16 protein-coding genes are annotated in these 13,678 nt (G+C 51.4%); 11 read left to right on the top strand and 5 right to left on the bottom strand.

All coding sequences use genetic code 11. The annotated features are described in order from the left end of the window. Position 1: 1 nt before the first annotated feature. Positions 2–1,066, bottom strand: a complete 1,065-nt coding sequence (gene ulaG, locus A7Z29_RS08550; protein ID WP_001295191.1) for an L-ascorbate 6-phosphate lactonase — start codon at positions 1,064–1,066, stop codon at positions 2–4. A 354-nt stretch (positions 1,067–1,420) separates the two neighbouring features. Here ulaG and ulaA point away from each other — a divergent pair, with 354 nt between their 5' ends. From ulaA to A7Z29_RS08515, 7 genes are all read left to right on the top strand, one after another. Further along, the gene (ulaA, locus tag A7Z29_RS08545) at positions 1,421–2,818 is read left to right on the top strand and encodes a PTS ascorbate transporter subunit IIC (RefSeq protein ID WP_001355100.1); all 1,398 of its coding nucleotides are present in this window, start codon (positions 1,421–1,423) and stop codon (positions 2,816–2,818) included. A 15-nt stretch (positions 2,819–2,833) separates the two neighbouring features. Continuing rightward, entirely contained in the window at positions 2,834–3,139 is a 306-nt protein-coding gene (gene ulaB, locus A7Z29_RS08540) for a PTS ascorbate transporter subunit IIB (RefSeq protein WP_000218362.1), read from the top strand. Positions 3,140–3,148: 9 nt separating this feature from the next. Continuing rightward, on the top strand, positions 3,149–3,613 hold the full coding sequence (gene ulaC, locus A7Z29_RS08535) for a PTS ascorbate transporter subunit IIA (RefSeq protein ID WP_000776514.1): 465 nt from the start codon (positions 3,149–3,151) through the stop codon (positions 3,611–3,613). Positions 3,614–3,626: 13 nt separating this feature from the next. Beyond that, complete coding sequence (ulaD, locus tag A7Z29_RS08530; protein WP_000056760.1) at positions 3,627–4,277, top strand: 3-keto-L-gulonate-6-phosphate decarboxylase UlaD; 651 nt, start codon at positions 3,627–3,629, stop codon at positions 4,275–4,277. Positions 4,278–4,286: 9 nt separating this feature from the next. Beyond that, the gene (gene ulaE / locus A7Z29_RS08525; RefSeq protein WP_000949498.1) at positions 4,287–5,141 is read left to right on the top strand and encodes an L-ribulose-5-phosphate 3-epimerase UlaE; all 855 of its coding nucleotides are present in this window, start codon (positions 4,287–4,289) and stop codon (positions 5,139–5,141) included. Next, complete coding sequence (gene ulaF / locus A7Z29_RS08520) at positions 5,141–5,827, top strand: L-ribulose-5-phosphate 4-epimerase UlaF (protein ID WP_001170794.1); 687 nt, start codon at positions 5,141–5,143, stop codon at positions 5,825–5,827. Before ulaE ends, ulaF begins: the two co-directional genes overlap by 1 nt. Before the next feature lie 96 nt (positions 5,828–5,923). After that, positions 5,924–6,475: a YagU family protein gene (locus tag A7Z29_RS08515; protein WP_000155761.1), complete on the top strand. Its 552-nt coding sequence runs from the start codon at positions 5,924–5,926 to the stop codon at positions 6,473–6,475. Between the two features lie 74 nt (positions 6,476–6,549). Here A7Z29_RS08515 and yjfY read toward each other — a convergent pair whose 3' ends face one another. Next, positions 6,550–6,825 (bottom strand): DUF1471 family protein YjfY, encoded by a 276-nt coding sequence (gene yjfY / locus A7Z29_RS08510; RefSeq protein WP_000492914.1) that lies wholly within the window; start codon positions 6,823–6,825, stop codon positions 6,550–6,552. Positions 6,826–7,151: 326 nt separating this feature from the next. On the opposite strand from yjfY, the gene rpsF reads away from it, so the two are divergent. From rpsF to rplI, 4 genes are read left to right on the top strand one after another with little or no spacing between them, the layout of a single operon-like run. Then, the gene (rpsF, locus tag A7Z29_RS08505; RefSeq protein WP_001216676.1) at positions 7,152–7,547 is read left to right on the top strand and encodes a 30S ribosomal protein S6; all 396 of its coding nucleotides are present in this window, start codon (positions 7,152–7,154) and stop codon (positions 7,545–7,547) included. A gap of 6 nt (positions 7,548–7,553) precedes the next feature. Beyond that, positions 7,554–7,868, top strand: a complete 315-nt coding sequence (gene priB / locus A7Z29_RS08500; protein WP_001296681.1) for a primosomal replication protein N — start codon at positions 7,554–7,556, stop codon at positions 7,866–7,868. Positions 7,869–7,872: 4 nt separating this feature from the next. Continuing rightward, positions 7,873–8,100 (top strand): 30S ribosomal protein S18, encoded by a 228-nt coding sequence (gene rpsR / locus A7Z29_RS08495; RefSeq protein WP_000135199.1) that lies wholly within the window; start codon positions 7,873–7,875, stop codon positions 8,098–8,100. Between the two features lie 41 nt (positions 8,101–8,141). Next, positions 8,142–8,591: a 50S ribosomal protein L9 gene (rplI, locus tag A7Z29_RS08490; RefSeq protein WP_001196062.1), complete on the top strand. Its 450-nt coding sequence runs from the start codon at positions 8,142–8,144 to the stop codon at positions 8,589–8,591. Between the two features lie 101 nt (positions 8,592–8,692). Here rplI and A7Z29_RS08485 read toward each other — a convergent pair whose 3' ends face one another. From A7Z29_RS08485 to A7Z29_RS08475, 3 genes are all read right to left on the bottom strand, one after another. Continuing rightward, on the bottom strand, positions 8,693–9,970 hold the full coding sequence (locus tag A7Z29_RS08485) for an MFS transporter (protein ID WP_105286348.1): 1,278 nt from the start codon (positions 9,968–9,970) through the stop codon (positions 8,693–8,695). A 95-nt stretch (positions 9,971–10,065) separates the two neighbouring features. Then, positions 10,066–12,135, bottom strand: a complete 2,070-nt coding sequence (locus A7Z29_RS08480) for an FAD-dependent oxidoreductase (protein WP_105290094.1) — start codon at positions 12,133–12,135, stop codon at positions 10,066–10,068. Beyond that, positions 12,132–13,673 carry an acyl CoA:acetate/3-ketoacid CoA transferase gene (locus A7Z29_RS08475; protein WP_105290093.1) on the bottom strand — a complete coding sequence of 514 codons (1,542 nt, stop codon included), beginning with the start codon at positions 13,671–13,673 and terminating at the stop codon, positions 12,132–12,134. Before A7Z29_RS08475 ends, A7Z29_RS08480 begins: the two co-directional genes overlap by 4 nt. Positions 13,674–13,678 lie beyond the last annotated feature (5 nt).

The raw sequence follows: 13,678 nt of genomic DNA, 5'->3' as shown, positions 1-13,678 counted from the left end.
ATTACAGGAACGATTTGAACGGCAGATCCGGTTCAATGGTGAAGCAATCGTCAAAACCGCGCGGATAATGGTACTCGAAATTGTCTTTATCCAGCGGCCATGTGAACTTGCCGCCAACCTGCCAGATAAACGGCTTGAAGCCATATTTCAGACGATCTTTTTTCATCTCCCACAGCACGCGGATCTCTTGCGGATCGGCCTGGAAGTTTGACCAGATATCGTGGTGGAACGGGATAACCACTTTCGCATTAAGGGCTTCACCCATACGCAGCATATCGGCACTGGTCATTTTGTCGGTAATACCGCGTGGGTTCTCACCGTACGAGCCTAACGCCACATCGATCTGATGCTCGTTACCATGTTTCGCATAGTAGTTAGAGTAGTGGGAATCGCCACTGTGATACAGGGAGCCGCCAGGCGTTTTGAACAGGTAGTTCACCGCGCGATCGTCCATGCCGTCCGGCAGTACGCCAGCCGCTTTTTGATCCGCAGGCAGAGTGATCAGTGCAGTACGGTCGAAAGCGTCAAGCGCATGAATTTCAATGTCTTTCACTTTTACTACATCGCCCGGTTTGACCACGATGCAACGTTCTTTCGGCACGCCCCAGCCAATCCATAAATCCACGCAGGTTTTCGGCCCGATAAACGGTACGTCATCAGCGCAGTTCTGCATCACGGCGGCTGCCACGTTCACGTCGATATGATCGTTGTGATCGTGAGTCGCCAGCACCGCGTCGATCTGGCGAATCGCAAACGGATCAAGAACAAACGGCGTGGTACGCAGGTTTGGTTGCAGTTTTTTCACGCCCGCCATGCGCTGCATCTGGTGACCCTGTTTCATCAGCGGGTTGCCGTGACTTTGTTTGCCAGTACCGCACCAGAAATCGACGCAAACGTTGGTGCCACCTTCTGATTTCAACCAGATCCCGGTACAGCCGAGCCACCACATCGCGAATGTGCCTGGTGCGACCTGCTCCTGTTCAATTTCTTCATTCAGCCAGCTACCCCACTCCGGGAAAGTACTCAGGATCCAGGATTCACGGGTGATACTTTTCACTTTACTCATCGCCATTTACCTTCATGATGGTTCAATTTGAATCAATAATTGATTGGTTTTGATTAATCCTGACACTATTTTTTCAGGAAGGCAATGACCATTTTTTGACTTTCGGCCTGGTGAGTTGTTGTGAATTTTGGCTGTGGAAAGATTTAATGGAATGTGTAAACAAATTAACTGAATGAATTTAAATGATTAATTGTTTCTTTATGTGAATCACATACTTTCGTTGTGGAATTATTTGCGTGCCGCGTCACATTTAATCATAAATAATCTTGTTGTGATTACTTTTGAAAATTAGAGTGAGTGCACAACATTCCGGGTGTGTGGAATACCCGGTTACCTCTTCTTCAGGAGATCGTTATGGAGATCCTCTACAACATCTTTACCGTGTTTTTTAACCAGGTCATGACCAATGCCCCGTTACTGCTGGGTATTGTGACCTGTCTGGGCTATATCCTGCTGCGCAAAAGTGTCAGCGTGATTATCAAAGGTACGATTAAAACCATTATTGGTTTCATGTTGTTGCAGGCAGGGTCCGGCATCCTGACCAGCACCTTCAAACCGGTGGTGGCGAAAATGTCGGAAGTTTATGGCATTAACGGTGCGATTTCAGATACCTATGCCTCAATGATGGCCACTATCGAGCGTATGGGCGATGCCTATAGCTGGGTGGGGTACGCGGTGCTGTTGGCTCTGGCGTTGAACATCTGTTATGTGCTGCTGCGTCGTATTACCGGCATTCGCACCATCATGCTGACTGGTCACATTATGTTCCAGCAGGCCGGGCTGATTGCCGTTACGTTGTTTATTTTCGGCTACTCCATGTGGACGACCATTATCTGCACTGCGATTCTGGTTTCGCTCTATTGGGGCATCACCTCCAACATGATGTACAAGCCGACTCAGGAAGTGACGGACGGCTGCGGTTTCTCCATTGGTCACCAGCAGCAGTTTGCATCATGGATTGCCTACAAAGTCGCGCCGTTCCTGGGCAAAAAAGAGGAGAGCGTTGAAGACCTCAAATTGCCGGGCTGGCTGAACATTTTCCACGATAACATCGTCTCCACGGCGATTGTGATGACCATCTTCTTTGGCGCCATTCTGCTCTCCTTCGGTATCGACACCGTACAGGCGATGGCAGGCAAAGTGCACTGGACGGTCTACATCCTGCAAACCGGTTTCTCCTTTGCGGTAGCGATTTTCATCATCACTCAGGGCGTGCGCATGTTTGTGGCGGAACTCTCTGAAGCATTTAACGGTATCTCCCAGCGACTGATCCCTGGTGCGGTTCTGGCGATTGACTGTGCGGCTATCTATAGCTTCGCGCCGAACGCCGTGGTCTGGGGCTTTATGTGGGGCACCATCGGTCAGTTGATTGCGGTTGGCATCCTGGTCGCCTGTGGCTCTTCGATCCTGATTATTCCTGGCTTTATCCCAATGTTCTTCTCCAACGCCACCATCGGCGTGTTCGCTAACCACTTCGGTGGCTGGCGCGCGGCGCTGAAGATTTGTCTGGTGATGGGGATGATTGAAATCTTCGGCTGTGTCTGGGCGGTGAAACTCACCGGTATGAGCGCCTGGATGGGGATGGCGGACTGGTCGATTCTGGCGCCGCCAATGATGCAGGGCTTCTTCTCCATCGGTATCGCCTTTATGGCCGTCATCATCGTCATTGCACTGGCTTATATGTTCTTCGCTGGCCGCGCGCTGCGCGCAGAAGAAGATGCAGAAAAACAACTGGCAGAACAGTCTGCTTAACAAGGAGTTTTGATTATGACCGTACGTATTCTGGCTGTGTGTGGCAACGGACAAGGCAGTTCCATGATCATGAAGATGAAAGTGGATCAGTTTTTAACCCAGTCGAACATCGACCACACGGTAAATAGCTGCGCGGTTGGCGAATACAAAAGCGAGTTGAGCGGTGCGGATATCATCATCGCATCCACACATATCGCGGGTGAAATCACCGTTACTGGCAACAAATATGTGGTTGGCGTGCGCAACATGCTCTCTCCTGCCGACTTTGGCCCGAAACTGCTGGAAGTGATCAAAGAGCATTTCCCGCAGGACGTGAAGTAAGGGCGCGCTATGAAATTACGTGATTCGCTGGCGGAAAATAAATCCATCCGTCTACAGGCTGAGGCTGAAACCTGGCAGGAAGCGGTAAAAATTGGTGTTGATCTGCTGGTGGCGGCGGACATTGTCGAGCCGCGTTACTACCAGGCGATTCTGGATGCGGTTGAACAGCACGGCCCGTACTTTGTGCTCGCGCCAGGCCTGGCAATGCCGCACGGACGCCCGGAAGAGGGCGTCAAAAAAACCGGCTTTGCACTGGTGACGCTGAAAAAGCCACTGGAGTTCAACCACGAAGATAACGACCCGGTAGATATCCTCATCACGATGGCGGCGGTCGATGCCAACACTCACCAGGAAGTGGGCATCATGCAAATCGTCAACCTGTTTGAAGATGAAGAGAATTTCGACCGTTTACGTGCCTGCCGTACCGAGCAGGAAGTACTGGATTTAATTGACCGCACTAACGCGGCTGCTTAAGAAGGAATTGAAGATGTCATTACCCATGTTGCAAGTCGCGCTGGACAACCAGACTATGGATAGCGCCTACGAAACCACTCGCCTGATTGCTGAAGAAGTCGACATTATCGAAGTGGGCACCATTCTTTGCGTAGGCGAAGGCGTGCGTGCGGTTCGCGATCTGAAAGCACTCTACCCGCATAAAATTGTGCTGGCAGACGCCAAAATTGCCGATGCGGGCAAAATTCTTTCTCGTATGTGTTTTGAAGCCAACGCTGACTGGGTGACCGTGATTTGCTGTGCGGATATCAATACCGCCAAAGGCGCGCTGGACGTGGCAAAAGAGTTTAACGGTGACGTACAGATCGAACTGACCGGTTACTGGACCTGGGAACAGGCGCAGCAGTGGCGCGATGCAGGCATTCAGCAAGTAGTATATCACCGCAGCCGTGACGCGCAGGCCGCAGGCGTGGCGTGGGGCGAAGCGGACATTACCGCGATCAAACGTCTTTCCGATATGGGCTTCAAAGTGACCGTCACCGGTGGCCTGGCGCTGGAAGATCTGCCGCTGTTCAAAGGTATTCCGATTCATGTGTTTATCGCAGGTCGCAGCATCCGTGACGCTGCGTCTCCGGTTGAAGCCGCGCGTCAGTTCAAACGTTCCATCGCCGAACTGTGGGGCTAAGGAGCGGATATGTTGTCCAAACAAATCCCGCTTGGCATCTATGAAAAAGCACTCCCCGCCGGGGAGTGCTGGCTGGAACGGCTGCAACTGGCAAAAACGTTAGGCTTCGATTTTGTCGAGATGTCGGTGGATGAAACGGACGATCGCCTGTCGCGCCTCGACTGGAGCCGCGAGCAGCGTCTGGCGCTGGTGAATGCGATTGTTGAAACCGGCGTGCGCGTGCCGTCTATGTGCCTTTCTGCCCACCGTCGTTTCCCGTTGGGCAGTGAAGATGACGCGGTGCGGGCGCAGGGGCTGGAAATTATGCGCAAAGCTATCCAGTTCGCGCAGGACGTCGGCATTCGCGTGATCCAACTGGCGGGCTATGACGTTTACTACCAGGAAGCCAATAACGAAACGCGTCGTCGTTTCCGTGACGGCCTGAAAGAGAGCGTTGAGATGGCGAGTCGCGCGCAGGTGACGCTGGCGATGGAGATCATGGATTATCCCCTGATGAATTCCATCAGTAAGGCGCTGGGTTACGCACACTATCTCAACAACCCGTGGTTCCAGCTCTACCCGGATATCGGCAACCTGTCGGCGTGGGACAACGACGTGCAGATGGAATTGCAGGCTGGAATAGGGCATATCGTCGCGGTGCATGTGAAAGACACCAAACCGGGCGTCTTCAAAAACGTACCGTTTGGCGAAGGCGTTGTGGATTTCGAACGTTGCTTCGAAACGCTCAAACAGAGTGGCTATTGCGGGCCGTACCTGATTGAGATGTGGAGCGAAACGGCGGAGGACCCGGCGGCGGAAGTGGCAAAAGCGCGTGATTGGGTGAAAGCGCGCATGGCCAAAGCAGGCATGGTGGAGGCGGCATAATGCAAAAGCTGAAACAGCAGGTGTTTGAAGCCAACATGGATCTGCCGCGTTACGGGCTGGTGACCTTTACCTGGGGCAACGTCAGCGCCATTGACCGCGAACGCGGGCTGGTGGTGATCAAGCCCAGCGGCGTCGCCTACGAAACCATGAAAGCAGACGATATGGTGGTGGTTGATATGAGCGGTGAAGTGGTAGACGGGCGGTATCGTCCCTCTTCAGACACCGCGACGCATCTCGAACTCTACCGCCGTTACCCGTCGCTTGGCGGCATCGTGCATACCCACTCCACTCATGCCACCGCATGGGCGCAGGCGGGGCTGGCTATCCCTGCGTTAGGCACCACGCACGCCGATTACTTCTTTGGCGACATCCCGTGTACGCGTGGATTAAGCGAAGAAGAAGTGCAGGGCGAGTATGAACTGAACACCGGCAAAGTGATTATCGAAACGCTGGGCGATGCCGAGCCGCTGCATACGCCGGGAATTGTGGTGTATCAGCACGGGCCATTTGCCTGGGGGAAAGATGCTCACGATGCGGTGCATAACGCGGTGGTGATGGAAGAAGTGGCAAAAATGGCGTGGATTGCGCGCGGCATTAACCCACAACTGAATCACATCGACAGTTATCTCATGAACAAACACTTCATGCGTAAGCACGGGCCCAACGCCTATTACGGGCAGAAGTAATCAGTGCGCCCCGGAATTATTACCTCCTGAGGGATGTAATTGGTCTGATTCCGGGGCCTCTTCAGTTAAAAAATCGTATAAACAACAGGTGTTTTTATGACTATCAGTGGATTGTTTGTCAGAACTGATCCGCAACGTCGCCGGTATGGCGTGGCGTTACTGGTGGGGGTTCTTTCAGGAATTATTTCGGCATTTGTTAAATGGGGAGCAGAAGTTCCGTTGCCGCCACGCACATTTTCCGGTGGTCGTGATGAATTTAATCCGCCGTATATCTTTTTACGGGATTATTTAGGCATCGATCCAACACAAACGGTGTATACATTCTCGGAACATATCATTAACCCGGTAATGGTAACGCATATCATCTTCTCACTGGTTTTTGCGATAGGCTATTGTGTGGTCGCGGAAATTTTCCCGAAAGTGAAATTATGGCAGGGGGTATTAGCAGGGCTTATTGTGACAGTAGCAGTTCACGGTATTTTTTGCCCGGCGCTGAATTTAACGCCACCACTCAGTCAACTGCCTTTCGACGAATATGTCTCTGAAATTCTTGGGCATATTTTCTGGTTCTGGGTAATAGAAATAATGCGCCGCGACTTACGTAATCGCATTACCCATGAGCCGGACCCGGAAGTCGTTATTCGTTGAATGTCCGCGTAAAAAAGCCCCCTGAGAAGGGGGCAAAGCAAACTATGGCAATATTTCGTTGGTTATACCTGGTGCTAGCGATAAATATCCGCGCTGGCGTGCATGTTGCCGTTACTCCCCGGTTCCCGCATTAGAATCACGTGGTAGTACGTTGCGCCCTGCGCATCGGTCTCTTCATTTAATGCCTGACGTGCTTCACTCTCAGTGGCGAAATTATGATTGATATAAATCACGCCTAAGCTTTGCACATCGTCCATATTTCTGGCCTGGTGGTTATTAATTTCAATAGCTGCCCATGTATTTGCACTTAGCAAAAGCACAGCCAGAAGGGCTAAAACACGACTGAACATAGATACCTCCTCGACGGCTGTCTTTGTACGCGCTCCTCTGTGATGATCTTCTGATTTAATTTTAATCAATGATAAAGAAGTTGATGGTGACCATTTCTGATGCAGTTGTTCAAAAAAATACCGTAATGGAATGTGATGAACTTCAAATCAGCGGGTTAGTACGATTTGGTGAAAGATGAGATTTATTTGTCGGCTGGCCTTGAGTTTAACGGAGCATACCAGTACTATAACGCGTCATTTTTCAGCCGACCTTTAACACGTTCCTTGCCTCCCCGGGATTCGGCTGACCCAGACAGGAGGCTGAATAATCCGTAAGGAGCAATTCGATGCGTCATTACGAAATCGTTTTTATGGTCCATCCTGACCAGAGCGAACAGGTTCCGGGCATGATCGAGCGCTACACTGCTGCCATCACTGGTGCAGAAGGCAAGATCCACCGTCTGGAAGACTGGGGTCGCCGTCAGCTGGCTTACCCGATCAACAAACTGCACAAAGCACACTACGTTCTGATGAACGTTGAAGCTCCGCAGGAAGTGATCGATGAGCTGGAAACTACCTTCCGCTTCAACGATGCCGTTATCCGCAGCATGGTTATGCGTACCAAGCACGCTGTTACCGAAGCATCTCCGATGGTTAAAGCGAAAGACGAGCGCCGTGAGCGTCGCGATGATTTCGCAAACGAAACCGCTGATGATGCTGAAGCTGGGGATTCTGAAGAGTAATTTCTGATGACCAACCGTCTGGTGTTGTCCGGCACCGTGTGCAGGACTCCCCTTCGAAAGGTCAGTCCATCAGGAATTCCTCACTGCCAGTTCGTGCTTGAGCATCGTTCTGTGCAGGAGGAAGCCGGTTTTCACCGGCAGGCGTGGTGCCAAATGCCCGTTATTGTTAGCGGACACGAAAACCAGGCCATTACTCACAGTATAACGGTCGGCAGTCGCATAACCGTTCAGGGGTTCATTTCATGCCACAAGGCAAAGAACGGACTGAGCAAAATGGTTTTGCATGCCGAGCAGATTGAATTGATAGATTCTGGAGACTAGCCATATGGCACGTTATTTCCGTCGTCGCAAGTTCTGCCGTTTCACCGCGGAAGGCGTTCAAGAGATCGACTATAAAGATATCGCTACGCTGAAAAACTACATCACCGAAAGCGGTAAGATTGTCCCAAGCCGTATCACCGGTACCCGTGCAAAATACCAGCGTCAGCTGGCTCGCGCTATCAAACGCGCTCGCTACCTGTCCCTGCTGCCGTACACTGATCGCCATCAGTAATCGGTCACGGTCCATTAATACGACTTTGAGAGGATAAGGTAATGCAAGTTATTCTGCTTGATAAAGTAGCAAACCTGGGTAGCCTGGGTGATCAGGTAAACGTTAAAGCGGGCTATGCTCGTAACTTCCTGGTACCGCAGGGTAAAGCTGTTCCAGCTACCAAGAAAAACATTGAATTCTTCGAAGCACGTCGCGCTGAACTGGAAGCTAAACTGGCTGAAGTTCTGGCAGCTGCTAATGCTCGCGCTGAGAAAATCAATGCACTGGAAACTGTTACCATCGCGTCTAAAGCTGGCGACGAAGGTAAGCTGTTCGGTTCCATCGGTACTCGCGACATCGCTGACGCTGTAACTGCAGCTGGCGTTGAAGTGGCTAAGAGCGAAGTTCGTCTGCCGAACGGCGTTCTGCGTACCACTGGCGAACACGAAGTGAGCTTCCAGGTTCACAGCGAAGTATTCGCGAAAGTGATCGTAAACGTAGTAGCTGAATAATTCGTTATTCAACGAGACGTAAAAACGCCGACCATTGGTCGGCGTTTTGCTTTATAGCGAAAGCGTTACAACTGGCAGTATAACGCTCTGATATCTATTAATTAGCTTGTCGCTAACTGTACTTGCGATTCTTCATCTTTAACTTTGATAAGCGTCCACAACGCAATGGCACCAATAATGTCAAAGAAAGCCAGGGCAATAAAGAACGGCGCGAAGCCGATAATGTGAACGAATGCCCCGATGAACAGGTTGAAAATCAACTGACCGCTCCACGCACAGGCTCCTGCCATACCCACTGCGGTAGCGACTTCGTCTTTTTTGAACAGATCGCCACCCAGAGTTGCTGCTACAGTAGAAAGACATTGATGCGAGAACGCGCCAATACTAATCAGTAATACGGCAATGTAGGGATTTTCGACAATACTCACCAGACCAATCGTCATCATAATGACGGCTGCAATAGTGAAGGTAATTCTTCGTGAGTTAATTAAACTCACGCCGCGATCGTGGAAGAACTTCGCGACAAAACCACTGGCTAAACAGCCGAGATCGCCCAGCAGGAAAGGCAGCCAGACGAACATGGCAATTTCTTTCAGGCTAAAATGCAGCGTTTCGACGAAGAAAATCGGCACCCAGAAGTTAATGGTTCCCCATGCCGGGTCTGCGAGAAAACGCGCGATGCCAATCCCCCAGAAATTACGTTGGCTGAGGATATGCTTGATTGACGTTTTTTCTTTCTTATCTGTTTTAAGATGCTGTTCTTGTCCTGATTCAATATAGTGGCGCTCTTCATCAGAAAGGCGTTTGGCATCTTTCGGATCTTTATAACAAAAGAACCAAAATAAAGCCGCGAGCAAAGCAAGGCTACCTGAGACAATAAACGCAAATTGCCAGCTATGAAACATAATGCACCAGGCAATCAACGGTGGTGCAAGCATCGCGCCGAGTGAGGTGCCCATATTGAAAACACCTGTCGCCACGCCACGCTCTTTTGCCGGGAACCATGTTGATGCGGTTTTTACACCCGCCGGAATGGCCGACGCTTCGCTGAAACCCATCAGGGCGCGCATAAATGCCAGACCTGACCATGTTCCGGTCAGCGCATGGCCCATTGTTGCCAGCCCCCAGACTGCGGCACATATCGCAAAACTTAACTTCAAACCCACGGTATCAATAAAGAAGCCCATTACCGGTTGCCCTAATGTATAGGCCAACTGGAATGCACTGACAATCCATGAATATTGCTCTTTGGTTATTCCGGTTGTCTCCATAATAGTTGGAGCTGCAATACCTAACGCCGTTCTGTCCAGATAATTGATTACAGTGATAAAGCATACGAGGGCAATCATATGCCACCGATAATTCTTTATTTTATTCATGTTTAAACCTTTTAATTATATTAATAAACCCTGGTTGTTGGTAATTCCGTGTAATAGTTAATAAAAATCAGGTACAGAGAACATATTAAAAATTATTATGTGTAAATCTCTCCCTTTAGGAAATCTGGCCAGTTTTTTTCAAAGTAAATACCATTAATACGCGGTAGCACACGTAACGACTTCACTTCGGTAATAAAAGAACCTTGCGAATATTGAATCGTTAATTTGTGATTTTTGTCTTCAGCGAGTTCAGAGCGAAAGCGCCATTCTTCTTTTACGCCGCGACGAGTTTGTGGTAGACATTCGCCTTGTGGATCAATAATCATCCTCGCCCCACGACTGCCTCCGCCTGCATCAATATAATGCGTCAACTGTGTCAATACGGCGGCAGACGTCAGCGCCATATGCCGCCACATAAACAATTCGGCAACTTCGCCCACGTGTTTGATAGCCAAACCATGCCGTTGTACAAATTCATTCAATAGCAGGGCATCGCGAGTGGCGCGCCGGACTTTATCGCCATGGCAAATAAACCCAGCGTAGTCAGACATTCGTGCCTGGATTTTTTCCCTCACCGCAGACAACGGCATCCCGTTTCCATTATCGTGCGCCTGAGTGATGATCTCTCTGATTGAATTTAGTGCCGGAGATGCCAGTTGTGCGACATCATCTTCAACAGATCGCTTTTGTGTGCAGCCAATAAAACGCGCCAGACGCACGGCAAAAACTTGTCCGGCATTCAGCGCCGCGCCGCCAGGTCGGGTAACACCGTGAGTTCCGGCGACTTCTCCCACCGCAAAACAACCGGGCAGAGAAGTTTGCCCCCAGATATCAACCTCAATGCCGCCATTCATATGCTGATTGTTCATGGCAAACTGCAACGGCTGCGTGGTGAGATCGTAACCGTGCATCTTATACAGTGAGATGGACAATGGATTCATCCGTTGCAGACGTTCGATAGGCGATGGCGCCAGAGCGTCGTTATTTTCCAGATATGCGCGAACGTCGTCGTCCAGTCGATCTAATGAGAAGGGCAAATCACCAGGCACCGCTTCAGGATTTCGATTGAAATCCATAAAAACCAGGCGGCCTGATTGCTGCTCTTGCGCTACCGCCATGTCCAACAGGCTTGAGCCGAAATCCATCACTCGCGTAGCGTGGAACGGCCACTGATAGCCTTTACGGAAGATGTTTGAAGCCAGTTCCTGGGTGGTGCGATAGTAATCCGCGAGGAAGTTATACTCGTTGCCCTCGGCATCCACGGAATAGATATACGGGATCACCTGCACATAGGTGCCGGATAAATTCCACGGAAACGTGCTGCGCGGCGTGCCTATACCAAACTGGCTTTCGGTCAGATTGGTTAGCGTCAGACCTTCTTCCAGCGCCAGCCCCAGCGAGCCAAAGCATTTATGCGGATAAACACTGTCGCGATAAAGCTCGCCCGGCCCGCCTGTTGCCAGTACCACATTGGGCGCAGTGACAATTGCCAGCCCCCACGGGTTATGGGCGCGGGAACCGGTTGCGAGGATAGCCCCGGCCACACGATCTTCGCCGTTTTCACCGCGTTGATGCAGCAGTTTAATCACCGTTGCACTGGTCAACAGTGGGATGGCGAGGCGCTGCACTTCTTCGAGCAATACTTTCACCATCAGACGAGAAGTGCGCGGCCCACAGGAGGTTGCGCGTCCGGCTTCGTCATGGTCGGTCTGATAACGGAGAATTGCACCATAGCGATCTTCCGGTAATTCCAGACCGAGATATTGCAGCCCGCCAAGGGTATGCAGGGAACCGACCGCTTCGACATACGCCGTGTCGTGATCCATCGCACCGCCGCTCGCCAGTGCTTCAGCAAGTTTTGCGAAGTTATCGCCGTTGCCCGCCGTTGCGGCGGTAAACAGCGTCTGTTTATCGGAACCGGAGCAGGCCGATGTTCCCATGTATAACCCGGCGGTGGCGATTAGCACATTTTGCTGGCGACGTTTCAGTTCAACCGCCGCACGTAATCCTGCCGCGCCGCTACCAACGACCAGAGCATCAACTTGCCAGAGTGGGTAATCAACACCGTCCACCGTGACAATTGACGTTGGCTCTGCTGACACAAAACCCTTCGGGAAAGTGACGTGCGTCAGCGCATCGAGGATGGCGTCATCAGTCTGGCTCATGCGTCCTCCATTGGCGTAAACAGGCTACTTTCCATCAGGCGCGGCTGGTTGATAATTGGACGGAAAGCCATGAACGGCAGAATGTCGCGGTCAATCTCCACGCCCGGCGCGATTTCAATTAATTCAACGCCTTCTGCCGTTAACTGAAACACCGCGCGTTCAGTGATATACAACACTTCCTGACCGCTGTGCTGTGCGTAGGCGGCGCTAAAAGTGATTTTTTCCACCTGAGTAACCAGTTTAGGGATTTGACCTGACTGGGCGATATGCAAGCCATCTGGCGTTACATCAATCTTGCTGCCTTTGGCGTCGAACGTGCCGCAGAACACCACCTTACGGGCGTTTTGCGCAATTTCGAGAAATCCGCCGGGGCCGATTAAATTGCCGTTCAGGTGTGAGACGTTGACGTTACCATGTTGATCCATCTCGCCCATGCCGAGGAAAGTAATGTCGATGCCGCCGCCGCTGTAGAACTCGAATTGATCCAGCGAAGGGATAATGGCGTCGGCGTTACGGGCGCAGCCGAAAAACGCGTCATCCAGCATCATACCGTTATGCACGCCTTGCTCGACGCTTAGCCATAAACTTTGGTAAGGAACGCCTTCACGCAGCGCAACCCCAGGAATACCGCCGGGGATACCAAAGCCAAAGTTGGTTGAAGCGCCTGCCACCAGCTCGCGCGCTGCCCGACGGGCAATTAAGCGACGTACCGGATGACTAACCAGTTCAATAGCGTCGTTAGAACTCAGACGGCGATGTTGACCGCTGATCGTCAGGTCGTAACCGCCAAGATAGGTTTGCGGTTGTTCGCGGTATTCAACGATGCCATCAACCAGAATCCCCGGTAATTTGACCCGGCGTGGTTCAATGGCACCAGCTTCCAGCACATCGCGTACCTGTACGAACACTTTGCCGCCGCTGTTGTGTGCTGCCAGCGCCATCGAATAGCTATCCATATCAATCGCTTCTTCTTCAAGGCTGACGTTGCCTCGAGGATCGGCATAAGTGCCACGCAAAATCGCGTAATCCACTTTGAAAGGGCGATAACGAAGTTTGGTTTTACCGTCGATTTCAATCAGTTCTACCAGGTCGTCGGTAGTGCATTCATTCGACTTACCGCCGCCATTGCGTGGATCAACAAACGATCCCAGCCCAACGTGGGTAAAAAGCCCCGGACGTCCAGCACCGATCTCCCGTAGCAACGCCTGAATCACGCCACCAGGAAAACAATAGGCTTCAATCGCGTTATTTTTTACCAGCGCCTGCATTTTGGGTGACCAGGTAAAGTGTCCGGCAATAATGCGTTTGAGCATTTCAGCATGAGCGAAGCGGTTCGTGCCTTTGCAGTCGCGATCGCCAATGCCCAGCGAGTGGATTAATGTCAGATCGCGCGGGTGTCCGGTTTGCAGGAAGCGCGCTTCAATGGCTGCCAGAATATGGTCGGCTTCCACTATGCCGCCGCCGTTACCGCTAATGGCAATGGTTGCGCCATCCTGAATTTGCGCCGCCAGTGCCTCGGCGGTTGTTATCTTACGCATACAAT

The organism is Escherichia sp. MOD1-EC6842 (assembly GCF_002965705.1).
Taxonomy (GTDB): Bacteria; Pseudomonadota; Gammaproteobacteria; order Enterobacterales; family Enterobacteriaceae; genus Escherichia; species Escherichia ruysiae.
This window is presented reverse-complemented; position numbering and strand designations above follow the sequence as displayed.

Bases quoted from the DNA above. Each gene is read 5' to 3' on its own strand.
- ulaG (WP_001295191.1), bottom strand. From the start codon at position 1,066: ATGAGTAAAGTGAAAAGTATCACCCGTGAATCCTGGATCCTGAGTACT.
- ulaA (WP_001355100.1), top strand. From the start codon at position 1,421: ATGGAGATCCTCTACAACATCTTTACCGTGTTTTTTAACCAGGTCATG.
- ulaB (WP_000218362.1), top strand. From the start codon at position 2,834: ATGACCGTACGTATTCTGGCTGTGTGTGGCAACGGACAAGGCAGTTCC.
- ulaC (WP_000776514.1), top strand. From the start codon at position 3,149: ATGAAATTACGTGATTCGCTGGCGGAAAATAAATCCATCCGTCTACAG.
- ulaD (WP_000056760.1), top strand. From the start codon at position 3,627: ATGTCATTACCCATGTTGCAAGTCGCGCTGGACAACCAGACTATGGAT.
- ulaE (WP_000949498.1), top strand. From the start codon at position 4,287: ATGTTGTCCAAACAAATCCCGCTTGGCATCTATGAAAAAGCACTCCCC.
- ulaF (WP_001170794.1), top strand. From the start codon at position 5,141: ATGCAAAAGCTGAAACAGCAGGTGTTTGAAGCCAACATGGATCTGCCG.
- A7Z29_RS08515 (WP_000155761.1), top strand. From the start codon at position 5,924: ATGACTATCAGTGGATTGTTTGTCAGAACTGATCCGCAACGTCGCCGG.
- yjfY (WP_000492914.1), bottom strand. From the start codon at position 6,825: ATGTTCAGTCGTGTTTTAGCCCTTCTGGCTGTGCTTTTGCTAAGTGCA.
- rpsF (WP_001216676.1), top strand. From the start codon at position 7,152: ATGCGTCATTACGAAATCGTTTTTATGGTCCATCCTGACCAGAGCGAA.
- priB (WP_001296681.1), top strand. From the start codon at position 7,554: ATGACCAACCGTCTGGTGTTGTCCGGCACCGTGTGCAGGACTCCCCTT.
- rpsR (WP_000135199.1), top strand. From the start codon at position 7,873: ATGGCACGTTATTTCCGTCGTCGCAAGTTCTGCCGTTTCACCGCGGAA.
- rplI (WP_001196062.1), top strand. From the start codon at position 8,142: ATGCAAGTTATTCTGCTTGATAAAGTAGCAAACCTGGGTAGCCTGGGT.
- A7Z29_RS08485 (WP_105286348.1), bottom strand. From the start codon at position 9,970: ATGAATAAAATAAAGAATTATCGGTGGCATATGATTGCCCTCGTATGC.
- A7Z29_RS08480 (WP_105290094.1), bottom strand. From the start codon at position 12,135: ATGAGCCAGACTGATGACGCCATCCTCGATGCGCTGACGCACGTCACT.
- A7Z29_RS08475 (WP_105290093.1), bottom strand. From the start codon at position 13,673: ATGCGTAAGATAACAACCGCCGAGGCACTGGCGGCGCAAATTCAGGAT.